This window comes from Burkholderia sp. Bp9031 (assembly GCF_003857965.1).
Taxonomy (GTDB): domain Bacteria; phylum Pseudomonadota; class Gammaproteobacteria; order Burkholderiales; family Burkholderiaceae; genus Burkholderia; species Burkholderia ambifaria_A.
In genome coordinates, this window is sequence record NZ_QTPW01000003.1 from 262,201 (window position 1) to 288,647 (window position 26,447).

Genomic DNA, 26,447 nt, shown 5'->3' on the forward strand with positions numbered 1-26,447 from the left:
GGACTCCCGTGGGTGGGTCAGGCCGCGGCTTGCGCGAGCGTCGGATAGTCGGTCAGGCCTGCTGCGCCGCCGCCGAACAGCGTGTTGCGATCGTGCGGCGCGAGCGCGGCGCCGGTGCGCAGGCGCTCGGGCAGGTCGGGGTTCGCGACGAACGGGCGGCCGAATGCGACGAGGTCGGCCCAGCCGGCGGCGATCGCTTCGCGGGCGCGCTCGGCGGTGTACGCACCGGCGTAGATCAGCACGCCGGGGTACGCGGCGCGCAGTTGTCGCTTGAATTCGACCGGCATTAGCGGCGCGTCGTCCCAGTCGGCTTCCGCGATGTGCAGGTAGCCGACGCCGAGTTCGCCGAGCAGCTTCGCGGCGGCGAGGTAGGTCGTTTCCGGATCGTCGTCGACGCAGCCATTCAGCGTGGTCAGCGGTGCCAGGCGGATGCCGACGCGCGATGCGTCGCCGGTGCCTTCGATCAGCGCCTGCGCGACTTCGCGCAGGAAGCGCAGCCGGTTTTCGAGCGAGCCGCCGTACGCGTCGGTGCGCGTGTTCGCGTTCGAGTCGATGAACTGGTTCACGAGGTAGCCGTTCGCGCCGTGCAGCTCGACGCCGTCGAAGCCGGCTTCGATCGCGTGGCGGGCGGCGGCGCGGTATTGATCGACGACCTCGCGGATTTCGTCGACGGACAGCGCGCGCGGCTCGGACGCCTGCACGAAGCCCGGCGTGCTGCCGTCCTCACCGGCGATGAACACGTTGACGCCCTTCGCCTGGATCGGCGACGACGACACGGGCTGCCGGCCGCCGAGCAGGCTCGTGTGGCTCAGCCGGCCGACGTGCCAGAGCTGCGCGAAGATGCGGCCGTGTGCTGCATGCACGGCGTCCGTCACCTTGCGCCAGCCGGCGACCTGCGACGGCGTGTGAATGCCGGGCGTCCATGCGTAGCCCTTGCCGAGCGGCGCGATGTAGGTGCCTTCGCTGACGATCAGGCCGGCGCTCGCGCGCTGTGCGTAATACGCGGCCATCAGTTCGTTGGCTTCGTCGCCGGGCTGGCTGGCGCGCGAGCGCGTCATCGGCGGCATCACGATGCGGTTCGGCAGCGTCAGCGCGCCGAATTGCAGCGGTTGGAAAAGCGGGTCCTGGGTCATGGTGGTGTCCTGTCGGTGCCGCGGCTGTCGGGCCGCGGCGAATCGGATAGCGAAGGGCGGGCGGTGCGTTCAGTCCCACTTCGGCGCGAGGCCGGCCGGGTCGACTTCGCGGCCGTTGCGCTCGAGCGCGGCGATCTGCGCCATGTCTTCGTCGGTGAGGCGCAGCGTCTGCGCGAGCAGGTTGCTCGCGAGGTTTTCGCGCTTGGTCGACGACGGAATCACCGAATAGCCGAGCTTCAGCGCCCACGCGAGCGCGACTTGCGCCGGCGTCGCGTGGTGACGTTGCGCGATCGCGCCGATCACCGGGTCGCCGAGCACCTTGCCGTACGCGAGCGTCATGTACGACGTCACGTGGATGCCTTCGCTGTTCAGGAAGTCGACCAGCTTGCGGTTCTGCAGGTACGGGCTCAGTTCGATCTGGTTCGTCGCGATTGCATCCTTGCCGACGGCCGCGATCGCTTCCTTCGTCAGTTCGATGTTGAAGTTCGAGATGCCGATCTGGCGCGTGAGGCCCTTCGCCTTCGCGTCGGCCAGCGCGGTCATGAATGCCTGGATCGACACGCCGTTGTCCGGCGCCGGCCAGTGGATCAGCGTCAGGTCGACGGTGTCGGTGCGCAGCTTGCGCAGGCTTTCCTCGAGGCTCGCGACCAGCTTGTCCGGCGCGTAGTTGTCGACCCAGATCTTCGTCGTGAGGAACAGGTCTTCGCGGCGAACGCCCGATGCGGCGATTGCTTCGCCGACTTCGGCTTCGTTGCCGTAGATCTGCGCGGTGTCGATCGCGCGGTAGCCGACTTCGAGGCCATTGCGGACCGAGTCGATGACGACCTGGCCCTGCAGGCGGAACGTGCCGAGGCCGAATGCGGGAATGTTGCTCATCGTGGGCTCCTGGGAGAGGGGAACGGTTGCGGTATGGAGGTCATTCTGGCGCTCGAGACTGATGAGATAAACGCCGTTAGAGGTCAAAAATATTTGATTAAAATTCAAATATGCGTCGTGAATCCGGCCGGCTGCCGGCATGCCAGTCTCAGGCGGTGCCCGTTCGCGCGTTCGTGCCCGCGGCGGCGTTCGCGTGGAACACCGGCAGCACGTCCGCGGCGATCTCCGACATCGTCTCGTCGAGCGGGCGGCGGTTGCGGCGGAAATGCAGGCCGATGTGCTGCACGCCCGCGTCGCGCATCGCCGCGAGTTCTTCCGTCAGCGCGATGCGTCCGGCGCGGGCGCCGAAGCGGTGCCGCTGCAGCGGTTCGTGCGGGTCTTCCGCGAGGTCGAGGTGGATGAAGCTCACGTACGGCTTGTTGCCGGCCACCGCGCGCCAGTTCGCGGCGCGCTGCAGGTGATCGGCCGGCGCGCCCGGATAGGCGAGGCAGCCGTCCATGTGTTCGCCGATCCATGCGGGCGTTTGCTGCGCGAGACCCGCGACGAGCAGCGGCACCGGCGAGCGTGCGGCGGGCAGCACTTCCAGGCCGGGCGGCAGGTGCTCGCGCGCGCCGTCGCGCAGCAGCGCGATCTGGTCGCGGAAATTCGCGCCGCGCGATGCGAAGTCGCGGCCGAACAGCGGATATTCGACCGGCCGGTCGCCGCTCGCGACGCCGAGCAGCAGGCGGCCGCCGCTCAGTTCCTGGATCGTCGCGGCCGATTTCAGCGTCAGCAGCGGTTCGCGCAGCGGCAGTACGACGGCCGCCGTGCCGAGCAGGATGTCGTTCGTGATGCCGGCGAGGTAACCGAGATACGAGAACGTCTCGAACACCTGCGCGGCATCGCCGAACGACGGGTCGTACACCGGCACGTCGCGTACCCAGAGCGCGCGAAAGCCGAGCGTATCGGCCAGTCGCGCGAGTTCCGCATGGCTTTCCAGGTCGGGCACGCCGGGGCGGCGGCCGTCATGCTGGCGCTTCGCGTCGCCGGCCGGCGACCAGTCGTTGTCGAGCGGCAGCTCGATGCCGACGCTGAAGCCGCCGTCGGCGAGCCTGTCGAGTGAAGTGGACATGATCGGGCGCCTCCGTTCAGACCGCGCGCAGGCTGCCTTCGAGCCGGTAGAAATCGAGCGACGCCGCGGTGAAGAACGAGCGCGACGTGCCGGCGGCGAAATCGTCGATGTGCACGACCGTCGCGCGGTCGGCTTCCTGCCACGAGATCGCGTAGGTTTCGCCGGCGACGTGCTGCCACGTGTACGAGACTTCGCCCTTCGCGCCGGCGTATGCGCCTTCGGTGATCTCGTAGCGCATGTGGAGGCCGTCCTCGTCATACGCGTTGAGGGCGGCCAGGCCGTCGTAACGGACTTCGAAAGTCTTGCCGGCGAACGGCGGACGTTGGGTCGATGCGTTCATGCTGATGGGCTCCTGCGAGAAAGTGACGTTCAATGTGCGAGTTCGACGGGTTCGGCCGTGCGTTCCGGCAAGCCTTCGCTGCGGTCCAGACGGCCGCTCAGCGCGGTTAGCGCGAACGCGCCGAGCGTGACGACGGCGGCGATCCACGGCGTATGGCCGAGGTCGACGTTCGCGACGATCAGGCCGCCGAGCGACGAGCCGCCGGCGACGCCGAGGTTGAATGCGGCGATGTTGAAGCCCGACGCGACGTCGGTGGCGTCCGGCGCGAAGTGGCGCGCCTGCTTGACGACATACACCTGCAGGCCCGGCACGTTGCCGAAGGCGACGGCGCCCCATGCGAGCATCGTCAGCACCGCGAGCCACTTCACGTGCACCGTGAAGGTCAGCGCGAGCAGCACGATCGCGAGCAGCAGGAAGATCCGCTTGAGCGCCTTGATCGGGCCGACGCTGTCGGCGAGCTTGCCGCCCCATACGTTGCCGAACGCGACCGACACGCCGTAGCCGACGAGCACGAGGCTGACCTGCGACGGCGTGAAGCCGGCGATCTGCTCGAGCAGCGGTGCCATGTAGGTGAACGCGATCAGCGAGCCGCCGTAGCCGACCGCCGTCATCGCGTAGACGAGGAGCAGGCGCGGCTGGGCCAGTACGCGGAACTGACGGGCGAGCGGTGCCGGCGGTGTCTGCGGAAGGCCGCGCGGCACGAACGCCACTGCGCCGAGGAACGCGATGAGACCGAACAGCGCGACGATCAGGAACGTCGCGCGCCAGCCGAAGTGCTGGCCGATGAAGGTGCCGAGCGGAATGCCGGCGACGAACGCGACGGTCATCCCGCTGAACATCGTCGCGATCGCGCTGGCGGCCTTGTCCTTCGGCACGAGCGTGGTCGCGATGATCGAGCCGACGGAGAAGAACACGCCGTGCGCGAGGCCGGTGAGGATGCGCGCGACGATCAGCGATTCGTAGCTCGGCGCCTGCCAGGCCACGAGGTTGCCGACGGTGAACAGCGCCATCAGTGCGGCGAGCAGCGTCTTGCGCGGCACGCGGCCGGTGAGCGCGGTCAGGAGCGGCGCGCCGATCGCGACGCTCAGTGCGTAGAGGCTGACGAGCAGGCCGGCCGACGGCAGGCTGACGCCGAGATCGGCGCCGATCGTCGGGATCAGCCCGACGATCACGAATTCGGTCGTGCCGATGGCAAAGGCGCTGATGGTCAGCGCCAGCAGGGCGAGTGGCATGATGGGATCCGGGTTCCAGTTAGGATGGATCGCAGTGTGCCGGCTTTACTTTTGCGGAAAAACGGGTCTATAAATCAAATTGTTTTGATTTGAAGTCAACAATGACGCGATGAAGATCACGCTTGACGAACTCCAGGCCTTTGCCGCCGTGGTCGACTCCGGTTCGATCACCGCTGCCGCGCAGCAGCTCGACCTCACCGTGTCGGCCACGAGCCGCACGCTCGCGCGGCTCGAGGAGAAGCTGAAGACCACGCTGCTGCGCCGGACCACGCGCCGGCTCGAACTGACCGAGGAAGGGCGTGCGTTCCTGCAGGACGCGCGCGCGATCATCGAGTCGGTCGAGAACGCCGAGGAGCAGATGCTCGCGCGGCGCGAGATGCCGTCGGGGCGGCTGCGTGTCGATGCCGCGACGCCGTTCATGCTGCACGTGATCGTGCCGCTCGTGCGCGGCTACCGCGAACGGTTCCCGAAGGTCGACCTGGAACTGAACAGCAACGAGGGGATCATCGATCTGCTCGAGCGGCGTACCGACGTCGCGATCCGCATCGGCCGGCTCAAGGATTCGACGCTGCACAGCCGGCGGATCGGCAACAGCCGGCTGCGCATGCTCGCGAGCCCCGCGTATATCGAAGCGCACGGCCAGCCGCGCAAGGTCGAGGATCTCGACAGGCACACGCTGCTGGGCTTCACGCAGCCCGAATCGCTGAACGTCTGGCCGATCCTCGGCACGGACGGCGAGCCGTGCCGCATCGAGCCCGGCATCTGGTCGTCGAGCGGCGAGACGCTGCGGCAGCTCGCGCTGGAGGGGGCGGGGGTCGTATGCCTGTCGGATTTCATGACCGCGCAGGATCGCGAGGCCGGTCGGCTCGTGCAGGTGCTCGCGCGGCAGACGCTCGACGTCGAACAGCCGATCAACGCGGTGTATTACCGGAACACCGCGATTTCGTCGCGAATCGCGTCGTTCGTCGATTACATGATCGAGGTGCTGGGTGGCGGGAGCGGCGGTAGCGGTGCACCGGCGCGGCGCAAGGCGGCGTGGATGGGGCCGCTGTAACGGCGGAGTGCCGGGATCGGCGGCCGGCGACCGGCAGCGGGCGACCGGCAGCGGGCGACGGGTGGCGGGCACCCGATCAGGCGCCCGGTGTGATCCGGCATGCCACCCGGCGCTTGCGCCGCGGGCATGCCGCCGTGTCGTGATTACGCTTCCTCGGACCACGACATATTGTCGCGCGCCAGCAGCGCCGACGATGCCGCCGGCCCGAACGTGCCGGCCGTATAGAGGCGCGGACGGTCGCCGAGCTGCTTCCAGCCGTCGAGGATCGGCTCGACCCACGACCACGCGGCTTCGAGTTCGTCGCGGCGCATGAAGTGCGTGAGACGCCCGCGGATCACGTCGATCAGCAGCCGCTCGTACGCTTCCGCGCGCCGTTCCGGAATCGCCTGCTGCAGGTCGAGGTTCAGGCTCACGGGCACCATCTTCATCCCGCTGCCCGGCTCCTTCGCGAGCATCTGCAGCTGGATCGATTCTTCCGGCTGGAGCTGGATCACGAGGCGGTTGCTGTAGTGGCGCGGGCCGCTCGGGATGATCGAGAACGGCATGTCCGCGAACTCGATCACGATTTCCGATTGGCGGCGCTGCAGCCGCTTGCCGGTGCGCAGGAAGAACGGCACGTTCGCCCAGCGCCAGTTGTTGATGTGCGTGCGCAGCGCGACGAAGGTTTCCGCGTGGCTGTCCGCCGGCACGTTGTCTTCCTCGAGATAGCCCTTGACCGGCTGGCCGTCGACCGCGCCGGCCGTGTACTGGCCGCGGACCGTGTCGCGCGCGACGTCCGACAGCGCCATCGGACGCAGCGAGCGCAGCACCTTCAGTTTTTCGTCGCGCACCGCGTCCGGGTCGAGCGACACCGGCGGCTCCATCGCGACGATGCACAGCAGTTGCAGCAGGTGGTTCTGCACCATGTCGCGCAACGCGCCGGTATGGTCGTAGAAGCCCGCGCGGCTGCCGACGCCGACCGTCTCCGCCACCGTGATCTGCACGCTGCGGATGCTCGGCGCCTGCCACAGCGGCCCGAAGATCGGGTTGCCGAAACGCAGCACCATCAGGTTCTGCACGGTTTCCTTGCCGAGGTAATGGTCGATCCGGTAGATCTGCGATTCCGCGAAATGCTTGCCGACCGCATTGTTGATCGCCTTCGCCGACGCGAGATCGTGGCCGAGCGGCTTTTCGAGGACGACGCGCGAGCGCGCATCGACGAGGTGCGCGGCCGACAGGTTGTCGCAGATCGTCGTGAACAGCTCCGGCGACGTCGACAGGTAGAATACGTGGATCGCGTCGCTGCGCGCCGCTTCGGCGAGCCGCGCATAGTCTTCCGGCGCGTTCACGTCGATCAGCACGTACTTGAACAGGTCGAGGAAGCGGGCCCACGCATCGGCGTTGAACGCCTTCTCGTCGATGAACGGGCGCGACTGCTCGTCCATGAACTTGCGGTAGCCGTCGATGCCCCAGTCGCGGCGGCCCACCGCGATGATGCGCGTCTGGGGCGGCAGGTTGCAGTGCAGGTGCGCCATGTAGAGCGCGGGCAACAGCTTGCGGGCGGCCAGGTCGCCGCCGCCGCCGAAGATGATCATGTCGACGGGCTGGTCGGCTTCGGTCTGGTTGGGCTGATTCGTCATGAGTGGTTCGCGGTCTGAAACGGGTGAGCGTGGAACGAACGTCGAAGCGCCGGCCGCCGGTGCATTGGCGTGCCAGTACGTGAAAACACTAATAGTGCACGGTTTTGAGCGATTGCGGATGGGTTCGCGCGTATGTAACAGGGCTTGCACTCCATCTGTCGGCACGACTATGATTGAGTGCTCACTCATTAAAGGAGTCGAACGTGGCCCGACCGCGCAGTCCCGACAAGCATGATGCCATTCTCGCGGCCGCCGCCCGTGCGCTCGCGGAGGACGGCGCGAGCGCGACCACCGCGCGCATCGCGCGGCTTGCCGGCGTTGCGGAAGGCACGGTGTTCACTTATTTCGACACCAAGGATGCGCTGCTGAACGCGCTGTACCTGAGCCTGAAGGGCGACATGCGCGACGCGATGATGACCGGGTTTCCGGAGCGCGCGCCGGCCGAGCAGGCAATGCGGCATGCGTGGAATGGCTACGTGTCGTGGGGCGTCGCGAATCCGGACGGGCGGCGCGCGCTGCAGCAGCTCGGCGTGAGCGGTCGCATCGACGACGCGCATCGCGCGGCCGGGGCCGAAGGGTTCGGCGCGATCAGCGCGTTGCTGCGCGCGCAGGTCGCTGCGGCGGGCGGGCTCGAGGCCGACGACGCGCATGCGTTCTGCGCGGCGCTGTTCACGTCGATCGCGGAAACGGCGATGGAGTCGATCGCACGCGATCCGGCGCGCTCGGATGCGTACCGGGAAGCCGGGTTTCGTGCGCTGTGGGCCGTGTTGCACGCAGTGTGAGCGAGCGGCTGGCCTGGCCGAAAGTTTGTGGCCGGGTGATCGGCGGCGCGTCCGTTTCGGGCGTCGCCGCGGCGATGGAAGGTGGTTTCAGGCAGGGCGACGCACGGTGAAATCGACCGTTTCGACGCCCATATTAATGAGTGAGTAATCATTCATTTTGTGGTTTCAACTTTGTCGAGGAGTGGGAAATGTCGAAAGTCTGGCTGGTGACAGGGGCCGCACGCGGCCTGGGGCGTGCCATCTCGGAAGCGGTGCTGGCGGCGGGCGACCGGCTGGTGGCCGGTGCGCGCGATCCCGAGCGGCTCGCGGATCTGGAGGCGCGGTACGGCGACCGGCTGCTGCCGATCGAGCTCGACGTGACCGACGCGGCGGCGGGCGCGCATGCGGTGGCGGCCGCGCGCGACGCGTTCGGCCGCATCGACGTGCTGGTGAACAACGCGGGCTACGGCCACACCATGCCGTTCGAGCAGATGGGCGCCGACGACTTCCGCGACCAGATCGAAACGAACCTGTTCGGCGTGGTCAACCTGACGCGCGCGGTGCTGCCGGCGATGCGCGCGCAGCGCGCGGGCCACATCTTTCAAGTGTCGTCGGTCGGCGGGCGTACGTCGACGGCCGGCCTGTCCGCATACCAGGCCGCGAAATGGGCGGTCGGCGGGTTCAGCGACGTGCTGTCGAAGGAAGTCGCGCCGTTCGGCGTGCGCGTGTGCACGCTGGAGCCGGGCGGCATGCGCACCGAATGGGCCGCGCGGGCGAAGCGTGACGTCGATGGGCTGCTGCCCGACTATCAGCCGTCGGTCGGGAAGATCCTCGAACTGTTCGGCGCGTACGGCGGCCACGAGGTCGGCGATCCCGCACGGATCGCGGCGCTGATCGTCGAGCTGTCGCGTCGCGACGACGTGCCGATGCGCCTGTTGCTCGGCGGCGATGCGCTGTTCGTGTGCGAGCAGGCGGAAACGCAGCGCGCCGAAGAGGCGGCGCGGTGGCGCGACACGACGCTGTCGACGATGTTCCCGGACGCGAAGCTGCCGGACGGGCTCCCGGCGTTGAAGAAGGTCGGATAGGCCCGGGAACGGCGGTATCGGGGGCGCGTGTGAGTGCCGCGCCGGACTTCCGCGGGCGCGCGCGGCGACCGGCGGAAGACCGGGCCCATGCATGCCCGGTCTTCGACAGCCATCACCGTTACGGAGGGCTTCAACGCCCCATCGCGTAGAACTCCGCGTTCGGCCGCATGTTCGTCACGTTCGCGATGCGATTGGACATCCCGAAGAACGCCGCGATCGCCGCGATGTCCCAGACGTCCTCTTCGGTGAAGCCATGCGACTTCAGCGTGTCGAAATCCGCTTCGCCGACCTGGTGCGCGGTCTGCGAAACCTTCATCGCGAAGTCGAGCATCGCCTTCTGCCGGACGGTGATGTCGGCCTTGCGGTAGTTGGTCGCGACCTGGTCGGCGATCAGCGGATCCTTCGCGCGAATGCGCAGGATCGCGCCATGCGCGATGACGCAGTACTGGCACTGGTTCACCGCGCTGGTCGCCACGACGATCATTTCGCGTTCGGCCTTGGTGAGGTTGCCCGGCTTGTCCATCAGCGCATCGTGATACGCCATGAACGCGCGAAACTCGTCCGGGCGATGCGCGAGCGTGAGGAACACGTTCGGGATGAAGCCCGACTTTTCCTGGACGGCAGCGATCCGTTCGCGAATGTCGTCGGGCAGGTCGTCGAGCGCCGGCACCGGAAAGCGGCTGACGGGCGCGTTGTCTGCAGCGGTCATGAGGTCTCCTGGATAAAGTGGCACGGGCGAACGCGATGCGCGAGCCGCCGGCCGAAAATGAAACGACGGGGTGCCGTTGCCGGCGTCATGCGTTGACGTCCACGACGATGCGGCCGCGCACCTTGCCGCCGATCAGTTCCTCGGCAAGCGGGATGACGTCTGCGAGGCCGACCTGATGACTGATCGCCCCCAGCTTCTCGACATCGAGATCGGATGCGAGCCGACGCCAGGCCTCCAGCCGCTCGGCGCGCGGGCACATCACGCTGTCGATGCCGACGAGCGTCACGCCGCGCAGGATGAACGGCGCGACGGTGGCGGGGAAGTCCATGCCGGCGGCCAGGCCGCAGGCCGTCACCACGCCCCGATAGCGCGTGGTCGCACACACGTTGGCGAGCACGTGGCTGCCCGCGACGTCGACCGCGCCGGCCCATCGCTCCTTGCCGAGCGGCTTGCCGGGTGCGCTGAATTGCGACCGGTCGAGGATCTCCGCCGCGCCGAGCTGTCGCAGGTAGTCGGCATCGGCCGGGCGGCCGGTTACGGCGACGACGCGATACCCGAGCCGCGCGAGAAGGGCGGTGGCGACGCTGCCGACGCCGCCTGCCGCGCCGGTCACCACGATCTCGCCGTCGTCCGGGCGCACGCCATGCCGTTCCAGCGCCATCACGCACAGCATCGCGGTATAGCCGGCCGTGCCGATGGCCATCGCCTGTTGCGGCGAAAACGCGGACGGCAGCGGCACCAGCCAGTCGCCGTCGACGCGCGCCTTCTGCGCCAGGCCGCCCCAGTGCGTTTCGCCGACGCCCCAGCCGTTGAGCACGACGCGATCGCCTGCGCGGTAATCCGGATGCGAGCTGTGCTCGACTTCGCCGACCAGATCGATGCCCGGCACCATCGGAAACTTGCGGACCACCGGGCTCTTGCCGGTGATCGCCAGCCCGTCCTTGTAGTTCAACGTCGAATAGCCGACCCGGATCGTCACGTTGCCCGCGGGCAACTGCGTGTCGTCCAGCGTTTGCAGCCGCGCGTGCTGGCCGGTTTCGTCCTTGTTGATCACGATGCCCTGGAACATCCGTCCTCCTTTTTAGACCGATCGTCTAGTTAATGGCAAAAAAATTCAGCGGCGAGGCAATCCATTGAAGAAGAACTGCGCGAACAGTGCGAGCGGCACATCGCTGCGTTCGAGCTTCGCGCGCAGCACGGCGCCTTCCCAGCCGATCCAGAAGAACGCGGCCAGCGCGGCGGGGTCTGCCGAATCTGCCAGCTCGCCGGCTTGCTGCGCGGCCGTCAGGCAGTCGGCCAGCCGGCGCTGCCAGTCCTCGAACGTCGTGCGCAGGCTCGCACGGAAACTCTCGGGCAGCGCGCCCATTTCCTGGCCGAGATTGCCGATCAGGCAGCCGCGGCTGTATTCGTAACGCGCCATGCCGTCGCGCGCATCGTCGACGAACGCGCGCACGCGCGCCAGCGGCGACTGCTCCGACTGGCTGAAATGACGGTCCAGCTTGCGCGCGAAGAACTCCGCGTAGCGATCGATCAGCTCGAGGCCGAACGCCTCCTTGCTGTCGAAGTAGTGATAGAACGAGCCCTTGGGCACGCCGGCGCGCCCGAGGATCTCGTCGAGCCCGGTGGCCGAAAAGCCCTTCTCGGTGAGCACTTCCAGCCCGGTGCGCAACAGCATGTCCCGCGTCGCGACGAGGTCTTCGTGCTGCTTCGGTGGCCTGCCGCGGCGGCGAGGCGGATCAGTTCGAACGTCCATGGGCGAATAATAGACCGTTCGTCTCAAAAATCAAGGGTTCGCGCGGCGAGTGCGTCGGACGAACGCATGCCGGCGACTCGTGACCGTATTAACCCTGATTAACAAAGCTTATCGCGGTGAAAAATTCCGCATCTTATTGAACCGATATCGGCTCGCTATAGTGGCTCGCTTTCCCGCACGCAATCGTCCGCGTGCGGCTGACACGCTGACGATCAGCAGGAGCCGCTTGATGACCACCGACGTCCGATTCACCGAAATCGAGGATCTGATGCCCGCCGCCGGCGGGCTGCGCGAGATTCGCCATCATATTCACCACCACCCGGAACTCGCGTACGAGGAGCACGAGACGGCCGCGCTCGTCGCGGACAAGCTCGAGCAATGGGGCTGGCAGGTGACGCGCGGGGTCGGCAAGACGGGTGTGGTCGGCACGCTGTGCGTCGGTGACGGCACGCGCAGCATCGGCATCCGCGCGGACATGGACGCGCTGCCGATCCTCGAGGCGACCGGCCTGCCGTATGCGAGCGGCACGCACGGCAAGATGCACGCATGCGGCCACGACGGCCACACGACGATGCTGCTCGGCGCCGCGCAACACCTCGCGAAGACGCGCAACTTCTCCGGCACCGTGCACCTGTATTTCCAGCCGGCGGAAGAGCACGGCGTCGACAGCGGCGCGAAGAAGATGATCGACGACGGCTTGTTCGAACGCTTTCCGTGCGATGCGGTGTTCGGCATGCACAACCATCCGGGCGCGGCGCCCGGCGTGTTCCTCACGCGGCGCGGCCCGTTCATGTCGGCCGGCGACAAGGCGATCATCTCGATCGAGGGCGTCGGCGGCCATGCGGCGCGGCCGCATCTGACGGTTGACCCGGTGGTCGTCGCCGCGAGCATCGTGATGGCGCTGCAGACGATCGTCGCGCGCAACGTCGACCCGTCGCAGCCGGCGGTCGTCACGGTCGGCTCGATGCACGCGGGTACCGCGAACAACGTGATCCCGAACGGCGCGCGCCTCGAACTCAGCGTGCGCTCGTTCAGCCCCGACGTGCGCGCGCTGCTCAAGCGCCGTATCGTCGAGCTGGCCGAATCGCAGGCCGCGAGCTACGGCGCGACCGCGCATGTCGAATACATCGAAGGCTATCCGGTCGTCGTCAATACGGATGTCGAAACGGATTTCGCCGCGCAGGTCGCGCGCGAGCTGGTTGGCGACGCGCATGTCGTCGAGCAGGCCGACCTGCTGATGGGCAGCGAGGATTTCGCGTTCATGCTGCAGCAGCGGCCCGGCTCGTTCGTGCGGCTCGGCAACGGCGAAGGCGAGGACGACTGCATGGTGCACAACCCGAAGTACGACTTCAACGATCGCAACCTGCCGATCGGCGCGGCGTTCTGGACGCGTCTCGTGGAGCGTTACCTCGGGCAGTAACCCCCGCAGCGGCGCGCGGCCGGCGCTTCCGGCCGCATTGAGAGGAGAAACGAACGATGCAGAAAGACCATCTCGCGCTGCACCCCGCGTCGACGGAGGCCGTCGAAACCGACACGCGCGCCGCGCCGGCCGTCACGAAGCGCGGCGCGATCGCGGCGGCCGTCATCGGCAACTGGCTGGAGTTCTTCGATTTCACCGTGTACGGCTTTTTCGCGGTGCTGATCGGCAAGCTGTTCTTCCCGTCGAGCGACCCGACCACGTCGCTGCTGCTGTCGGTCGCGACGTTCGCCGCCGGCTTCTTCACGCGGCCGCTCGGCAGCGTCGTGCTCGGCGTGTATGCGGACCGCAAGGGCCGCAAGGCCGCGCTGAACCTGACGATCATGCTGATGGCGCTCGGCACCGGCCTGATCGCGATTGCGCCGACCTATGCGCAGGCCGGCGTGGCCGCGCCGTTGCTGGTCGTCTGTGCGCGGCTGATGCAGGGCTTCTCGCAGGGCGGCGAGTTCGGCGCGGCGACTTCCACGCTGATCGAGCAGGGCGGCACATCGCGCCGCGCGTTTCGCGCGAGCTGGCAGCTCGCGACGCAGGGCGGCGCCGCGCTGATGGGCTCGGGTTTCGCGGCGCTGCTGTCGAACACGCTGACGAAGGATGCGCTCGAGAGCTGGGGCTGGCGCCTGCCGTTCCTTGTGGGCGTGCTGATCGCACCCGTCGGTATGGTTTTGCGCCGCCGGCTCGCGGACGATGCGCCCGGCGACAGCCATCACGGCATCGAGCGCGGCGTGCTGCGCGAGCTGTTCTCGCGGCACACGCGCACGGTGCTGCTGTTGATGCTGACGGTGATGGGCGGCACGGTGTCGACCTACATCCTGACCTTCTACATGCCGACCTATGCGATCCATACGCTCGGCTTGCCGATGAAGCTGTCGATGTTCGTTGGCGTCGCGTCGGGCTGCGTGATGCTGGTGACGTGTCCGCTGTTCGGCTGGCTGTCGGACCGCCTCGGCAGCCGGCGCATGCCGATCTTCGTCGGGCGCGGCGTGCTCGTCCTGCTGCTGTTCCCGGCGTTCTGGCTGATGAACCATCATCCGACGCTGTCGGTGATCCTGCCGCTGACCGCGCTGATGCTGCTGTTCTATTCGCTCGGGTCGGCATCCGAGATGGCGCTGATGTGCGAATCGCTGCCGCGCCACGTGCGTGCGACGGGCATCTCGATCGCGTATGCGCTCGCGGTGACGATTTTCGGCGGCACCGCGCAATTGATCGCGACCTGGCTCGTGAAGACGACGGGCAGCAAGCTCGCGCCGGCCGGTTACGTGGCCGCGTGCGTGGTGCTGTCGCTGATCGCGGTCGCGAGGCTGCGCGAGACGGCGCGCGAGTCGATGGACTGACGGGCCGCGCCGCGGGCGGCGATCTGCACCGGAATTACCGCCCGCGCACGGTCCGCAGGTACGACGCGAGCATCGTCGCCAGTTCCTGCGCGCCCGGCGTCAACGGCACGGCCGCGCGCTGCAGCAGGCAGACCTGTTGCGATTCCGCCTGCTCGCGCACCGGCACCTTCGCGAGCGCGCTTGCGAACGGCCCGTGCCGCGTGACGGCTTCGGATTCGAGCGCGAGACAGTCGGTCTGCGTGACGAGCTGCAGCGTCTCGAACATGCCTTCGACGGTGGCGATGATCTTTGGCGCCGGCTGGCCGTGCGCGTCGAAGTACGCGAGCAGCCGGTTGACGACCGGATCGGCGCTCAGGTTCGGCGAACGCGTCGACACCCACGCGTAGTCGGCCAGCTCGGCAAGCGATTGCGCGTGCCGCTGTGGATGGTCGCTGCGGCACACGACCACCGGCGCCGACGCATGCAGCGGCGTGACCGCGAGATCGGTCGTGTCGGTCTGCTTCGCGACGAGCGCGATCGCGAAATCCACCGCGTTTTCGCGCAGCCAGCCGATCATCATTCGCGACGTGCCGGTGCGCAGGTGCACGTCGACCTTCGGGAAACGCGCGCGGAACGCGCTCAGCACGGGCGCGAACGCATCGATCAGCGGTTCGGTCACGAGGCCCAGCGTGACGGTGCCTTCGAAGGCGCCGCTCAGTTGGCGGATCTCGTGCTCGACCTGCTCGCATTCGCCGAGGATCGCACCCGAGCGCGCGAGCAGCCGCTGGCCGACGGCGGTCGGCACGATCCCGCGATTGGTGCGCGTGAACAGCGTCGCGCCGAGCGTCGCCTCGAGGCTCTGCAGTTGCTGCGTGACGCCGCTTTGCGCGAGATCGAGCGCGCGTGCGGCGGCGCGCAGGCTGCCGTGTTCGACGACGGCCTGGAAGATGCGGAGCTGGGACAGCGTGAACGCCATGATCGAGCGCGAGGCCGGTGATCGGAAATACTGATCATGATAAGGCAGCGGGCGATTCCGGCGGCGGCGCGCGCGCACTACGATCGCAGGCAGTCCGGCTCATGCCGTTTGCCTCTCTTCCTGCCTTTCGTCGACCATGAAACGCTTCCGCCGCCTCTTCGTTCCGCTGGTTTCCCTGTGCATCGGCTTCGCGGCGACGTCCGCGCATGCGCTCGACGCGCATGTGGTGCGCCTCGGCATCGATCCGACCTATCCGCCGATGGATTCGAAGGCGCCCGACGGCAGCCTGAAGGGCTTCGACGTCGATCTCGGCAACGAGATCTGCCGCCGCGCGCAGCTGCGCTGCCAGTGGGTCGAGCTCGAGTTCTCCGGGATGATTCCGGCGCTGCAGGCGCGCAAGATCGACGCGATCCTGTCGTCGATGGCGATCACCGAGAAGCGCGAGAAGCAGATCCTGTTTTCGTCGAAGCTGTTCCGCTTCAAGTCGCGGCTCGTCGCGCGTCCCGAGCGCGGGCTCGGCAGCACGACCGCGTCGCTGGCCGGCAAGCGCGTCGGCGTGCAGTCGGGCACGCAGTTCGAATCGTGGGCGCTCGCGCACTGGGCGTCGGCCGGCGTCAGCGTGGTGCCGTACAAGAGCCAGGACGACGTGTTCGCCGATCTCGTCAACGGCCGGCTCGACGCCGCGCTGCTCGGCTCGGTGGAGGCCGATTACGGATTCCTGCGCCAGCCGAAGGGCAAGGGTTTCGCGTTCGTCGGCGCACCGCTCGACATGGGCGATCGCGGCGTCGGCATCGGGATGCGCCCGTCGGACACGGCGCTCAAGGCGTCGATCGACGGCGCGATCGCATCGATGCTGAAGGACGGCACGTACGACCGGATCGCGAAGCAGTACTTCGATTTCAACCCGTACGGCGATTGAGCCGCGCGCGCCGCTTCTCCCCGTTTCCTTTATTCGAGACCACCGATGCAGATTCGCACCACGCCGCTCCTGTCGCCATCGATCGGCACGCAGCGCACGCTGACGAGCTTTCATTTCGGGCCGGCCGACGCCGGCCGCAAGATCTACCTGCAAGCCGCGCTGCACGCGGACGAGACGCCCGCAATGCTTGCCGCCGTCGTGCTCAAACAGCGTCTCGCGCGGCTCGACGCGGACGGCCGGCTCGCGGCCGAGGTCGTGCTGGTGCCGGTCGCGAACCCGGTCGGTCTCAATCACCATCTGCTCGGGCAATTCATCGGCCGGTTCGATCTCGCGAGCGGGCGCAACTTCAATCGCGGCTTCCTGCCGCTCGCGGACATCGCCGCGCGGGCGCGCGACCGGCTCGGCGCGGATCCCGAACGCAATCGCGCGATCGTGCGCGAATGCGTCGGCGCGGCGCTCGACGAGATCGCACCGCGCACCGAATTCGATGCGTTGCAGCTGGCGCTGCTGAAGCTGTCGCATGACGCCGATATCGTGATCGACCTGCATTGCTCGCTCGAAGCGGTGATGCATCTGTACACGAGCGACACCGCGTGGCCGCAGGTCGAGCCGCTTGCGCGCTATCTCGGCGCCGAGGCGTCGCTGCTCGCCGAGGATTCCGGTGGCCACGCGTTCGACGATGCGCATCACCTGCTGTGGACGCAGTTGCGGCAGCATCTGCCGGAACGCACGCCGATGGCGGCGGGCACGGTGGCCGTGACCGTCGAATGCCGCGGCCAGCGCGACGTGACGCATGAATACGCGGCGCGTGACGCCGATGCGCTCGTCGACTATCTGGTGTGGTGCGGCGCGGTGCGTGGCGAGCGCCCGCCGCTGCCGCCGCTCGCCGCGCCGGCCACGCCGCTCGCGGGCAGCGAGCAGTTCTACGCGCCGGTGAGCGGGATTCTCGTGCACCGCGCGGCGATCGGCGCGACGATTCGCGCCGGCGATCCGCTGTTCGACATCGTCGATCCGCTGACCGACGCGATCACGACGGTGTCGAGCGGCACCGACGGCGTGTTCTACATGCGCCGCGCGATCCGCTTCGTGACGGCCGGCGCGCCGCTCGGCCGCGTGACGGGCATGGTGCCGGTGCGCAAGGGGATGCTGCTCGGCGCGTGAGCAGCGGGTACGGTGTCCGAGAGGCGCCGTGCAATTTCGTTCTCGTCAAATTGACCGGGCTGTGCCGCGTCACTAAATTGAGCGGTGCGGAGTTCGCTCCGCGTTCCGTGAGAAGGCGTTACAGCAGAGTCAGAGTTGAGCGGGCGGCCCGGTGCCGCCCGTCTTTTTATGCGTGAATTATCGTATTGCCGACACGACAATCGAAGCTGACGCCGCGGCGCTCCGGCTTTGGGGAGAATGCCCAGCCGCCGGCTGCTGCTGGTCCGCCGGCCTGCCCCTCACCCGCGTCGCGCCACCAGCTCCGACACCGTCTGCGCGGCCTGCTGCAGCGGCCCGAGAAACTCCTTCACCATCTGCTTCGCGGTGTGCCGCTGCGCATTGCCGCTGATGTTCATCGCGGCGATCACCTGCCCGCGCCGGTTGCGGATCGGCGCGGAGATCGACATCAAGCCCACTTCGAGTTCCTGATCGACCACGGCCCAGCCCTGCTGGCGCACCTGTGCGATCGTCGCCTTCAGTTCGCCGAGGTCGGTGATCGTGCGCGGCGTGTGCGCGCGGATGCCGCTTTGCGCGAGCGTTTCGTCGAGCGCGGCGTCGTCGAGCGCGGACAGCAGCACGCGGCCCATCGACGTGCAGTACGCGGGCAGGCGGCTGCCGATCGACAGGTTGATCGTCATGATCTTGTGGGTCGGCACGCGCAGCACGTAGACGATCTCGGTGCGGTCGAGCACGGCGGCCGAGCAGCTTTCGTGGATCTGCGCGGACAGCTGCTCCATCACCGGGTCGGCGAGATTCCAGAACGGCATCGACGTGAGATACGCGAAGCCGAGCTCGAGGATCTTCGGCGTGAGCCGGAACAGCCGGCCGTCGGCCTCGACGTAGCCGAGCGTCTGCAGCGTCAGCAGGATCCGGCGCGCGCCCGCGCGCGTGAGTCCGGTGGCCGACGCGACCTCGGTGAGCGTCTGCTCCGGGCGCTGGGCGTCGAACGCGCGGATCACCGCGAGGCCGCGCGCGAACGACTGCACATAGGAGTCGCCGGGTTTCGTCTGGATGTCTTCGGTTGTCATGAACGGTCGGATTGTCGTGCAGCCGAGAAGATAGCGCATGGGGCCTGACACGCCAACCGCCCCGCGGACCGGGCGCTTGACAGGTCGTCCCCGCACTCCCTATGATGCGTTGAACGTTCGATACACGATCTTATGTTCGTATATAGAACATTTAAGCGCATCCCGGCGGGCAATGCAAGGGGCGCGTTTTCTTCACTTCCCAGCCTTGCATGAGACCGGAGACATTGATGACCGAAGCTTTTCTGTGTGATGCGATTCGTACCCCGATCGGCCGTTACGGCGGCGCGCTGTCTGGCGTGCGCGCCGACGACCTCGGCGCGGTGCCGCTCAAGGCGCTCGTCGAGCGCAACCGCGACGTCGACTGGACGGCGATCGACGACGTGATCTACGGCTGCGCGAACCAGGCCGGCGAGGACAACCGCAACGTCGCGCGCATGTCGGCGCTGCTCGCGGGCCTGCCGGAAGGCGTGCCGGGTTCGACGATCAACCGCCTGTGCGGTTCCGGGATGGACGCAGTCGGCGTGGCCGCGCGCGCGATCAAGTCGGGTGAGGCCGCGCTGATGGTGGCCGGCGGCGTCGAAAGCATGACGCGCGCGCCGTTCGTGATGGGCAAGGCCGCGAGCGCGTTCGCGCGTCAGGCCGACATCCACGACACGACGATCGGCTGGCGCTTCGTCAATCCGCTGATGAAAAAGCTGCATGGCGTGGATTCGATGCCGGAGACGGCCGAGAACGTCGCGGTCGACTACAACATCAGCCGCGCCGACCAGGACCTGTTCGCGCTGCGCAGCCAGCAGAAGGCCGCGCGTGCGCAGCAGGACGGCACGCTTGCCGAGGAAATCGTGTCGGTCACGATTCCGCAGAAGAAAGGCGATCCGGTCGTCTTTTCGCGTGACGAGCATCCGCGCGAAACGTCGCTCGAGACGCTCGCGAAGCTGAAGGGCGTCGTGCGCCCGGACGGCTCGGTGACGGCCGGCAACGCGTCGGGCGTCAACGACGGCGCGGCCGCGCTGCTGCTCGCGAACGAGGCCACCGCGAAGCGCTTCGGCCTGACGCCGCGTGCGCGCGTGCTCGGCATCGCGACGGCCGGCGTCGCGCCGCGCGTGATGGGCATCGGCCCGGCGCCCGCCACGCAGAAACTGCTCGCGCGGCTCGGGATGACGATCGACCAGTTCGACGTGATCGAGCTGAACGAAGCATTCGCATCGCAAGGCCTCGCGGTGCTGCGCATGCTCGGTGTTGCCGACGACGATCCCCGCGTGAATCCGAACGGCGGCGCGATCGCGCTGGGCCATCCGCTCGGTGCGTCGGGCGCGCGCCTCGTGACGACCGCGATGTACCAGCTGCATCGCACCAACGGCCGCTTCGCGCTGTGCACGATGTGCATCGGCGTCGGTCAGGGCATCGCGATCGCAATCGAACGCGTCTGATCGCGTCATGCGGTGAAGCGTGCGCGGGATGCGCGCCGCTTCGCCGTGTTCCCTTCCGGGCGATATGGCCGGCACGAGCGCTTCGTGCCGGCCATATTGTCATTCAGCCTGCGAATGTTGCGCGAGGCGCGCGGCGAGTGCGTCGATCTCGGTGTGTGCGAATACCTCGACGCCATGCTGGCGCAGCAGCGCCGCCGTCACGCCCGTGCCGGCCTGCCGACGGCCCGCAAAACTTCCGTCGTAGAGTTTCGCCGCGTGCAACGGCCGCCTGGATTGGCACGTCGTCTGGCGTAATCCCATAAAGCATTGGGCTTCATCCGCAAAGCGCCGGGCTCGATTATCGGCCGATTATTTGATCGAAATCATCCCGACGACCGAATTCGATATTTTATGTGCTCCCGGATTAAGGTTTTCCCGGAAATTGCCGACAGCAGGGGCGAGACCGTCGTAAAGCGATAAACCGTTTTTCGGCTACTGAGCGTGATTTCCGCGCCGCGCGGATCCAGCATCCGGATCCGCCTTTCGGAGCCCTGCATGCGCAACAACCAGCCTGTCACCCAACAAGAATTCGAATTTCCCGACGACGTCACGCTGATGTCGACCACCGATGCCGACAGCATCATCACGTACGCGAACACGACGTTCGCATATGTGAGCGGCTTCTCGACCGACGAACTCGTCGGCCAGCCGCACAACGTCGTGCGGCACCCGGACATGCCGAAGGAGGCGTTCGCCGACATGTGGGCGACGCTGAAGAACGGGGAGCCGTGGACGGCGCTCGTGAAGAACCGCCGCAAGAACGGCGATCACTACTGGGTGCGCGCGAACGCGATACCCGTGATGCGTAACGGCGCATCGCACGGCTACATGTCGGTGCGCACCAAGGCGCCGCGCGACGAGATCGCGGGCGCCGACGCGTTGTATCGCGCGTTCCGCGAAGGCAAGCAGGGCCAGCGCCGGTTCCACAAGGGCTTGATGATCCGGACCGGGCTGCTGCGCATCGCGTCGCTGCCGCAGACGATGTCGGTGCGCGCGCGCGTGCATTCGACACTGTGCGTGCTGGCACCGGTTGCCGTCGGCGCGGGCTGGGCATGCGGGCTGGCCGGCGGCGGGCTCGCGGCGTTCGCTGCCGTCACGGCCGGCGCGTCGGTGGCGGCCGGGCTGTGGCTCGATGCGCAGATCGTGCGTCCGCTGAAGCGGTTGCATGACCAGGCGCTGAACGTCGCGACTGGCGAGAGTCGCCGCGGGGTGCGGATGAACCGGGTGGACGAGATCGGCATGACGCTGCGCACGATCAATCAGCTCGGTCTGATGTTCCGCTGGCTCGTCGATGACGTCAGCGAGCAGGTGCACAACGTGCAGCGCGCGAGCAACGAGATCGCGCAAGGCAACAACGACCTGAGCGCGCGTACCGAACAGGCCGCGTCGAGCGTGCAGGAAACCGCCGCATCGATGGCCGAGATGACGGCCACCGTCGACAGCAATGCGGAGACCGCGCTGCAGGCGAACCGGCTCGCCGTGTCCGCGAGCGACGCGGCCGAGCGCGGCGGGCAAGCGGTGAGCGAAGTCGTCACGACGATGCGCGACATCACGGCGAGTTCGCGCAAGATTGCCGACATCATCGGCGTGATCGACGGGATCGCGTTCCAGACCAACATCCTCGCGTTGAATGCGGCGGTCGAAGCGGCGCGCGCGGGCGCACAGGGGCGCGGTTTCGCGGTAGTCGCGGGCGAGGTGCGGGCGCTCGCGCAGCGCAGCGCGAATGCGGCGAAGGAAATCAAGACGCTGATCGGCGCGAGCGTCGACCGGGTCGAGTCGGGTGCGCGGATCGTCGACGGCGCCGGCAAGACGATGGAGGACATCGTCACGCAGGTGAAGCGCGTGTCGGACCTGATCGCGGAGATCAGCTCGTCGACGGCGGAGCAGAGCACCGGCGTCGCGCAGGTCGATCAGGCGGTCGTGCACCTGGACAACATCACGCAGCAGAACGCCGCGTTGGTCGAGCAGAGTGCGGCGGCATCGGAAAGCCTGAAGCAGCAGGCGACGCGGTTGGTGGATGCGGTCAACGTGTTTCGGTAATCGCCGGGAGCGCGCGCGAGCTTGCGCGCCCCGTCGGAGCGAGGCGGCGAATCTCCGGTTCCGAGCGGGTTCGATTCGACGAATCGAATGACAGGAATTCGCATTCACGATTCCGGATTGACTCGCCAATCTGGCCAAAAAAATCGTGTCGAATAATCAGGGAATTGTCGCCCGGATATTTGATAAAAACCGATTTCCATTCATCCATGAACAAAGTTTTCAGATAGATCAAGATGATGCAAAATTAATGCATATTTACCTGTTGGCGGCATAATGTTTTCGCCGAATTTGCCGAAAGCGCAGGAGTGTGATCGAACGCATGCGGGCCGACCGCGATGCGGACGGTCCCGATCCAATCCACAAGCGGACGCAAGATCCGCAACCCGGAACTCCACACCATGCGCAATAACCAGCCTGTCACGCAACGCGAATTCGAGTTTCCCGACGACGCAACGCTGATGTCGACCACCGACGCGAACAGTTACATCAAGTACGCGAACGCCGCATTCATCCAGGTCAGCGGATTTTCCCCCGAAGAGATCGAAGGTCAGCCGCACAACGTCGTGCGGCATCCGGACATGCCGAAGGAGGCGTTCGCCGACATGTGGGCGACGCTGAAGAGCGGCGAGCCGTGGACGGCCCTCGTGAAGAACCGCCGCAAGAACGGCGATCACTACTGGGTGCGCTCGAATACGGTGCCGGTGATGCGCAACGGGCAGCCGACGGGCTACATGTCGGTACGCACGAAGGCATCGCGCGACGAGATCGCGGCCGCCGATGCGCTGTACTGCGCGTTCCGCGAAGGCAAGGCGGGTAACCGCCGTTTCCACAAGGGGTTGATTGTCAGGACCGGGCTGCTGCGCGTCGTGTCGCTGTTCCAGACGATGTCGGTGCGCGCGCGGCTGCATTCGACGCTGTGCGTGCTGGCGCCGGCCGTCGTCGGCGCGGGCTGGGCGTGCGGGCTGGCCGGCGGCGGGTTTGCGGCGTTCGCTGCCGCGACGGCCGGCGTGTCGGTGGCGGCCGGGCTGTGGCTCGATGCGCAGATCGCGCGTCCGCTGACGCAATTGCGCGACCAGGCGTTGCGCGTCGCGACCGGCGAAAGCCGCACCGGCGTCGCGATGAACCGGGTGGACGAGATCGGCATGACGTTGCGCACGATCAACCAGCTCGGGTTGATGTTCCGCTGGCTCGTCGATGACGTCAGCGAGCAGGTGCACAACGTGCAGCGCGCGAGCAACGAGATCGCGCAAGGCAACAACGACCTGAGCGCGCGCACCGAACAGGCATCGACCAGCGTGCAGCAGACGGCCGCGTCGATGGCCGAGATGACGGCCACGGTGTCGAGCAATGCGGAGACGGCGCTGCAGGCGAACCAGTTGTCGGTGTCCGCGAGCGACGCGGCCGAGCGCGGCGGGCAGGCGGTGAGCGAGGTTGTCACGACGATGAACGACATCACGGCGAGTTCGCGCAAGATTGCCGACATCATCGGCGTGATCGACGGGATCGCGTTCCAGACCAACATCCTCGCGTTGAATGCGGCGGTCGAAGCGGCGCGCGCGGGCGATCAGGGGCGCGGTTTCGCGGTGGTCGCGGGCGAGGTGCGGGCGCTCGCGCAGCGCAGCGCGAACGCGGCGAAGGAGATCAAGACGCTGATCGGCGCGAGCGTCGAACGGGTCGAATCGGGCGCACGGATCGTCGACGGTGCCGGCAAGACGATGGAGGACATCGTCACGCAGGTAAAGCGCGTGTCGGACCTGATCGCGGAGATCAGCTCGTCGACGGCGGAGCAGAGCACCGGTGTCGCACAAGTCGATCAGGCGGTCGTGCACCTGGACAACATCACGCAGCAGAACGCGGCGCTGGTCGAGCAGAGTGCGGCGGCATCGGAAAGCCTGAAGCAGCAGGCGACGCGGTTGGTGGATGCGGTGAACGTGTTTCGGTGAAGGGCGGGAACGGGTGAGGTAGAGGAGGGCGGCCCGCATTGTGCGGGCCGGCGAGGGGATGGCTGCTACGTCATTGCGCCTTGGGTATGGGATTCAGGTTCGGGCAACAGTGGTCCGGGCATCCCGGACTGACGTTCACTTCGACGCGTCGCCCCGATTGGCCGAATTCGTCCGGCTTGAAGATCTTCCCCGCCAAGGCATTTTTCTCGCCACGGATCGAATACTGATTCAGGACCGCCATCACGTTTTCCGCTCGTTGCGTTGCAAGCTGTTGCGCGCCGCGTTCGGCTTGTTCGGCCAGTCCGATAAGCCACACCGTATCAATGATCGGAAAGCGCTTGTGCATATCGTTCGACCATGCCGACAGCCGCGACAGTTCGGTCGAAGAAATCGCGCTTGAATTTGCGTCGAAAACAATAGCGATGTAATGGGCCGGCATGTTCGACGCGCCGTCGCATGCGAATGCCACGCGTGCGCAGCTCAATGCGAGCGCGGCGGCTGTTAGGAGCTTGGTCACCGTTGACAACGTACTCCGCGTTACGTCACTGCGCCTTCGGCACCGGGTTTAGGTTCGGGCAACAGTGATTAGGGCACCCTGGGCCGAACGTGATTTCGACACGCCGCCCTGTATCGTCAAATTCGCTCGCGGGAAACGGTAACTTGTAGATGCGCGCGATCATGGAGTTGCGTTCGCCTCGAATCGCAAATTGATCTAACGCGGCCTTAACATTCGCAGCACGTTGGTGCGCAAGAGCTGCCGGCTTTCTCTCTGTTGGTTCCGCTAGTCCAACGATCGACACCACATCGACAATGGGGAAGCGATCGCGCATGTCGTTTGACCATACGGAGAGCTTCGCCAATTCGGCGGTAGATATGTCGCTTGAGTTGTTGTCGAATCGAACATCAAAATCCCAACCGGGCATGTTCGACGGACCATCACATGCGGACGCCGTATGTGCGCAGCTCAATGCGAGCGTGATGGCAGTTATGAACTTAGTCAATGTCAATGACGTACCCCGCGATGCTGTCGGCGTTGTTGATTGCCAAGTCAGGGTTTGATCGGCCCCAACCGGGGAGCAACGGTGTAATCGTGTATTGGTCATCGGTTGACGACATCGTGTCGTGAAAATGAGTGGCTTCGTGAATGATAGTTGACACGTGCGAATCAGCGTTCGCCGTCCATGGGCGCATCGTGCAGAATCGTTCACTGATGGCGATGGTATGTGTTGCCGTGTCCGGCGCGCATACGTGGGCGGCTTCGTTTGTCGTTCCTCGTGGGTGAGGGGTGCAACCCGTCGCAAGATCGCCAGCGCTGCCGCTTCGAACTACGTTGTTTTCGTCGAATGCGCGAACCACGGTAAGCACTTTCGTCAGGCCGGTGAGTAGGTGCATACGCGTGCGCTCGTCGTTTCGACCGAACCACTTGAATACCCGATCCTTATCAACCTTCGACCACTTTTGCAAATCAGCAATGCGGGTCGTCAATCGGTCAACCGCTCGTCCTTGCGCCACTGCAAAAACCTTGCGGAATTCCGAGTTGGTCATGTTTTCGCAGATCGGTCGCAAGTCAACATCCGCGAATGTCTGCGATCCTGCGACGGTATTTGTTGTCGTCTCGGCGACAGTCGTTTGGTTTGCCATCGTTTCAGTCCTCGACTACAAGCGTCAATGTCTGTGCGCAGTCGGTCCGCACGCGCACGGTACAGCCGCGCCGATCACTAACGCCAGATGCAAGCACGTTACCGGATCGATCCTTGATCCAATAGCGCACGTTGCTTAACGGCTGTTTTGTCCTCACGTCGCGGATCACAAATTGATCGTCATGAATGTCCGACGCCGGCGCGTATCGCGTCGGTGCGAGGCCCGAATATCTGGGGAAGGGATTCGCCGAGCAATGGCCGCCGCCCCCTCCGATGAAAAACGTACAGTCGCTTCCCGCGACTAAATGGTTTTGCCCGCATGGACAAAGTACCGCGTCACCTTCCACCGCTACGGCACGTCCGCGTCCGACGACGGATGTTGCGCTTCCTGCTATCGGAAACGTGCCCTCGCAATTTCCACATGTCGCTTTGTCACCGTCCAAGGCAATGTGCTTGTTGTTCACGAATATGCTTGCGGTGCCCGCGATGACGATTCCACCTGTTGTCGTTGCGTCGCCGTTCCTGATCGCTCGTCGGCTCATGATCATGTTCTCGATCGAAGTTGGAAAGTACCCAAGCGACTGACTCCGGGTCATAAACCGCGCATTGATCGATCACGGCATCTTCAATGGCGATGGTCGGCGGCCTGCACGCCAATGACTCGACTCAGATATCTTGTGCATGGATGAGTCATAGACAGTGGCCGGCAAGATTAACTTTGTATATAGGATGATTATGATTTTTAATTCGGATTCCAACTTAAGAAGAAGCT

25 protein-coding genes and 1 pseudogene are annotated in these 26,447 nt (G+C 66.4%); 10 read left to right on the forward strand and 16 right to left on the reverse strand.

Going from position 1 to position 26,447, the window contains the following annotated elements; translation table 11 throughout:
- Positions 1-17: 17 nt before the first annotated feature.
- The 5 genes from DIE15_RS06295 to DIE15_RS06315 all read right to left on the reverse strand — a co-directional run bounded on the left by DIE15_RS06295 (position 18) and on the right by DIE15_RS06315 (position 4,692).
- Positions 18-1,133 carry an alkene reductase gene (locus tag DIE15_RS06295; protein ID WP_124832671.1) on the reverse strand — a complete coding sequence of 372 codons (1,116 nt, stop codon included), beginning with the start codon at positions 1,131-1,133 and terminating at the stop codon, positions 18-20.
- A 69-nt stretch (positions 1,134-1,202) separates the two neighbouring features.
- A complete protein-coding gene (gene dkgB, locus DIE15_RS06300; RefSeq protein WP_124832672.1) occupies positions 1,203-2,009 on the reverse strand; it encodes a 2,5-didehydrogluconate reductase DkgB in 807 nt (268 codons plus the stop codon).
- A 148-nt stretch (positions 2,010-2,157) separates the two neighbouring features.
- Positions 2,158-3,120, reverse strand: coding sequence for an LLM class oxidoreductase (locus DIE15_RS06305; protein WP_124832673.1), 963 nt, complete (start codon positions 3,118-3,120; stop codon positions 2,158-2,160).
- Positions 3,121-3,136: 16 nt separating this feature from the next.
- Complete coding sequence (locus tag DIE15_RS06310; RefSeq protein ID WP_124832674.1) at positions 3,137-3,460, reverse strand: MoaF-related domain-containing protein; 324 nt, start codon at positions 3,458-3,460, stop codon at positions 3,137-3,139.
- Positions 3,461-3,489: 29 nt separating this feature from the next.
- On the reverse strand, positions 3,490-4,692 hold the full coding sequence (locus DIE15_RS06315; RefSeq protein ID WP_124832675.1) for an MFS transporter: 1,203 nt from the start codon (positions 4,690-4,692) through the stop codon (positions 3,490-3,492).
- Between the two features lie 109 nt (positions 4,693-4,801).
- On the opposite strand from DIE15_RS06315, the gene DIE15_RS06320 reads away from it, so the two are divergent.
- Positions 4,802-5,746 carry a LysR substrate-binding domain-containing protein gene (locus tag DIE15_RS06320; RefSeq protein ID WP_057925654.1) on the forward strand — a complete coding sequence of 315 codons (945 nt, stop codon included), beginning with the start codon at positions 4,802-4,804 and terminating at the stop codon, positions 5,744-5,746.
- 143 nt (positions 5,747-5,889) lie between these two features.
- Here the strand turns inward: DIE15_RS06320 and zwf are convergent, their stop codons facing one another.
- A complete protein-coding gene (gene zwf / locus DIE15_RS06325) occupies positions 5,890-7,365 on the reverse strand; it encodes a glucose-6-phosphate dehydrogenase (protein ID WP_124832676.1) in 1,476 nt (491 codons plus the stop codon).
- 203 nt (positions 7,366-7,568) lie between these two features.
- Between zwf and DIE15_RS06330 the strand changes: the two genes are divergently transcribed.
- Positions 7,569-8,147 (forward strand): TetR/AcrR family transcriptional regulator, encoded by a 579-nt coding sequence (locus DIE15_RS06330; RefSeq protein WP_057925656.1) that lies wholly within the window; start codon positions 7,569-7,571, stop codon positions 8,145-8,147.
- Positions 8,148-8,335: 188 nt separating this feature from the next.
- Positions 8,336-9,211 carry an SDR family NAD(P)-dependent oxidoreductase gene (locus DIE15_RS06335; protein WP_057925657.1) on the forward strand — a complete coding sequence of 292 codons (876 nt, stop codon included), beginning with the start codon at positions 8,336-8,338 and terminating at the stop codon, positions 9,209-9,211.
- A gap of 130 nt (positions 9,212-9,341) precedes the next feature.
- Here DIE15_RS06335 and DIE15_RS06340 read toward each other — a convergent pair whose 3' ends face one another.
- From DIE15_RS06340 to DIE15_RS06350, 3 genes are all read right to left on the reverse strand, one after another.
- Entirely contained in the window at positions 9,342-9,920 is a 579-nt protein-coding gene (locus DIE15_RS06340) for a peroxidase-related enzyme (RefSeq protein WP_057925658.1), read from the reverse strand.
- An 85-nt stretch (positions 9,921-10,005) separates the two neighbouring features.
- Entirely contained in the window at positions 10,006-10,989 is a 984-nt protein-coding gene (locus tag DIE15_RS06345) for an MDR family oxidoreductase (protein ID WP_124832677.1), read from the reverse strand.
- A 45-nt stretch (positions 10,990-11,034) separates the two neighbouring features.
- Positions 11,035-11,673 (reverse strand): TetR/AcrR family transcriptional regulator, encoded by a 639-nt coding sequence (locus tag DIE15_RS06350; RefSeq protein ID WP_057925660.1) that lies wholly within the window; start codon positions 11,671-11,673, stop codon positions 11,035-11,037.
- Positions 11,674-11,902: 229 nt separating this feature from the next.
- On the opposite strand from DIE15_RS06350, the gene DIE15_RS06355 reads away from it, so the two are divergent.
- Positions 11,903-13,093, forward strand: a complete 1,191-nt coding sequence (locus DIE15_RS06355; RefSeq protein ID WP_124832678.1) for a M20 aminoacylase family protein — start codon at positions 11,903-11,905, stop codon at positions 13,091-13,093.
- A 56-nt stretch (positions 13,094-13,149) separates the two neighbouring features.
- Entirely contained in the window at positions 13,150-14,481 is a 1,332-nt protein-coding gene (locus DIE15_RS06360) for an MFS transporter (RefSeq protein ID WP_057925662.1), read from the forward strand.
- A 34-nt stretch (positions 14,482-14,515) separates the two neighbouring features.
- On the opposite strand, the gene DIE15_RS06365 is transcribed toward DIE15_RS06360, so the two are convergent.
- A complete protein-coding gene (locus DIE15_RS06365) occupies positions 14,516-15,436 on the reverse strand; it encodes a LysR family transcriptional regulator (protein WP_124832679.1) in 921 nt (306 codons plus the stop codon).
- Between the two features lie 136 nt (positions 15,437-15,572).
- Here DIE15_RS06365 and DIE15_RS06370 point away from each other — a divergent pair, with 136 nt between their 5' ends.
- Positions 15,573-16,355: a transporter substrate-binding domain-containing protein gene (locus tag DIE15_RS06370; protein WP_124832680.1), complete on the forward strand. Its 783-nt coding sequence runs from the start codon at positions 15,573-15,575 to the stop codon at positions 16,353-16,355.
- Between the two features lie 45 nt (positions 16,356-16,400).
- A complete protein-coding gene (locus DIE15_RS06375; protein ID WP_124832681.1) occupies positions 16,401-17,516 on the forward strand; it encodes a succinylglutamate desuccinylase/aspartoacylase family protein in 1,116 nt (371 codons plus the stop codon).
- 278 nt (positions 17,517-17,794) lie between these two features.
- Here the strand turns inward: DIE15_RS06375 and DIE15_RS06380 are convergent, their stop codons facing one another.
- The gene (locus DIE15_RS06380) at positions 17,795-18,583 is read right to left on the reverse strand and encodes an IclR family transcriptional regulator (protein ID WP_057925726.1); all 789 of its coding nucleotides are present in this window, start codon (positions 18,581-18,583) and stop codon (positions 17,795-17,797) included.
- 227 nt (positions 18,584-18,810) lie between these two features.
- Here DIE15_RS06380 and pcaF point away from each other — a divergent pair, with 227 nt between their 5' ends.
- The gene (pcaF, locus tag DIE15_RS06385) at positions 18,811-20,013 is read left to right on the forward strand and encodes a 3-oxoadipyl-CoA thiolase (RefSeq protein WP_124832683.1); all 1,203 of its coding nucleotides are present in this window, start codon (positions 18,811-18,813) and stop codon (positions 20,011-20,013) included.
- Between the two features lie 99 nt (positions 20,014-20,112).
- Here the strand turns inward: pcaF and DIE15_RS06390 are convergent.
- Positions 20,113-20,259 (reverse strand): annotated as a pseudogene (locus tag DIE15_RS06390) (DUF523 domain-containing protein); the annotation flags it as partial.
- A 288-nt stretch (positions 20,260-20,547) separates the two neighbouring features.
- Between DIE15_RS06390 and DIE15_RS06395 the strand changes: the two are divergent.
- Together DIE15_RS06395 and DIE15_RS06405 are read left to right on the forward strand one after the other, a co-directional pair.
- Positions 20,548-22,092, forward strand: coding sequence for a PAS domain-containing methyl-accepting chemotaxis protein (locus tag DIE15_RS06395; protein ID WP_124832684.1), 1,545 nt, complete (start codon positions 20,548-20,550; stop codon positions 22,090-22,092).
- Positions 22,093-22,490: 398 nt separating this feature from the next.
- Entirely contained in the window at positions 22,491-24,035 is a 1,545-nt protein-coding gene (locus tag DIE15_RS06405) for a PAS domain-containing methyl-accepting chemotaxis protein (RefSeq protein ID WP_124832686.1), read from the forward strand.
- 70 nt (positions 24,036-24,105) lie between these two features.
- Here DIE15_RS06405 and DIE15_RS06410 read toward each other — a convergent pair whose 3' ends face one another.
- The 4 genes from DIE15_RS06410 to DIE15_RS06425 all read right to left on the reverse strand — a co-directional run bounded on the left by DIE15_RS06410 (position 24,106) and on the right by DIE15_RS06425 (position 26,271).
- Positions 24,106-24,552, reverse strand: a complete 447-nt coding sequence (locus tag DIE15_RS06410) for a hypothetical protein (RefSeq protein WP_124832687.1) — start codon at positions 24,550-24,552, stop codon at positions 24,106-24,108.
- A 25-nt stretch (positions 24,553-24,577) separates the two neighbouring features.
- A complete protein-coding gene (locus DIE15_RS06415) occupies positions 24,578-24,958 on the reverse strand; it encodes a hypothetical protein (protein WP_124832688.1) in 381 nt (126 codons plus the stop codon).
- 70 nt (positions 24,959-25,028) lie between these two features.
- The gene (locus tag DIE15_RS06420; protein ID WP_124832689.1) at positions 25,029-25,676 is read right to left on the reverse strand and encodes a M35 family metallo-endopeptidase; all 648 of its coding nucleotides are present in this window, start codon (positions 25,674-25,676) and stop codon (positions 25,029-25,031) included.
- Positions 25,677-25,680: 4 nt separating this feature from the next.
- The gene (locus DIE15_RS06425) at positions 25,681-26,271 is read right to left on the reverse strand and encodes a PAAR domain-containing protein (protein WP_311771960.1); all 591 of its coding nucleotides are present in this window, start codon (positions 26,269-26,271) and stop codon (positions 25,681-25,683) included.
- Positions 26,272-26,447 lie beyond the last annotated feature (176 nt).

Coding starts and splice junctions, on each gene's coding strand:
- DIE15_RS06420 (WP_124832689.1), bottom strand. CDS start 25,676: ATGGCAAACCAAACGACTGTCGCCGAGACGACAACAAATACCGTCGCA.
- DIE15_RS06380 (WP_057925726.1), bottom strand. CDS start 18,583: ATGACAACCGAAGACATCCAGACGAAACCCGGCGACTCCTATGTGCAG.
- zwf (WP_124832676.1), bottom strand. CDS start 7,365: ATGACGAATCAGCCCAACCAGACCGAAGCCGACCAGCCCGTCGACATG.
- DIE15_RS06415 (WP_124832688.1), bottom strand. CDS start 24,958: ATGCCCGGTTGGGATTTTGATGTTCGATTCGACAACAACTCAAGCGAC.
- DIE15_RS06395 (WP_124832684.1), top strand. CDS start 20,548: ATGCGCAACAACCAGCCTGTCACCCAACAAGAATTCGAATTTCCCGAC.
- DIE15_RS06295 (WP_124832671.1), bottom strand. CDS start 1,133: ATGACCCAGGACCCGCTTTTCCAACCGCTGCAATTCGGCGCGCTGACG.
- DIE15_RS06365 (WP_124832679.1), bottom strand. CDS start 15,436: ATGGCGTTCACGCTGTCCCAGCTCCGCATCTTCCAGGCCGTCGTCGAA.
- DIE15_RS06355 (WP_124832678.1), top strand. CDS start 11,903: ATGACCACCGACGTCCGATTCACCGAAATCGAGGATCTGATGCCCGCC.
- DIE15_RS06350 (WP_057925660.1), bottom strand. CDS start 11,673: ATGGACGTTCGAACTGATCCGCCTCGCCGCCGCGGCAGGCCACCGAAG.
- DIE15_RS06425 (WP_311771960.1), bottom strand. CDS start 26,271: ATGACCCGGAGTCAGTCGCTTGGGTACTTTCCAACTTCGATCGAGAAC.
- DIE15_RS06370 (WP_124832680.1), top strand. CDS start 15,573: ATGAAACGCTTCCGCCGCCTCTTCGTTCCGCTGGTTTCCCTGTGCATC.
- DIE15_RS06335 (WP_057925657.1), top strand. CDS start 8,336: ATGTCGAAAGTCTGGCTGGTGACAGGGGCCGCACGCGGCCTGGGGCGT.
- DIE15_RS06340 (WP_057925658.1), bottom strand. CDS start 9,920: ATGACCGCTGCAGACAACGCGCCCGTCAGCCGCTTTCCGGTGCCGGCG.
- DIE15_RS06310 (WP_124832674.1), bottom strand. CDS start 3,460: ATGAACGCATCGACCCAACGTCCGCCGTTCGCCGGCAAGACTTTCGAA.
- DIE15_RS06305 (WP_124832673.1), bottom strand. CDS start 3,120: ATGTCCACTTCACTCGACAGGCTCGCCGACGGCGGCTTCAGCGTCGGC.
- DIE15_RS06360 (WP_057925662.1), top strand. CDS start 13,150: ATGCAGAAAGACCATCTCGCGCTGCACCCCGCGTCGACGGAGGCCGTC.
- DIE15_RS06315 (WP_124832675.1), bottom strand. CDS start 4,692: ATGCCACTCGCCCTGCTGGCGCTGACCATCAGCGCCTTTGCCATCGGC.
- dkgB (WP_124832672.1), bottom strand. CDS start 2,009: ATGAGCAACATTCCCGCATTCGGCCTCGGCACGTTCCGCCTGCAGGGC.
- DIE15_RS06375 (WP_124832681.1), top strand. CDS start 16,401: ATGCAGATTCGCACCACGCCGCTCCTGTCGCCATCGATCGGCACGCAG.
- DIE15_RS06405 (WP_124832686.1), top strand. CDS start 22,491: ATGCGCAATAACCAGCCTGTCACGCAACGCGAATTCGAGTTTCCCGAC.
- DIE15_RS06320 (WP_057925654.1), top strand. CDS start 4,802: ATGAAGATCACGCTTGACGAACTCCAGGCCTTTGCCGCCGTGGTCGAC.
- DIE15_RS06345 (WP_124832677.1), bottom strand. CDS start 10,989: ATGTTCCAGGGCATCGTGATCAACAAGGACGAAACCGGCCAGCACGCG.
- pcaF (WP_124832683.1), top strand. CDS start 18,811: ATGACCGAAGCTTTTCTGTGTGATGCGATTCGTACCCCGATCGGCCGT.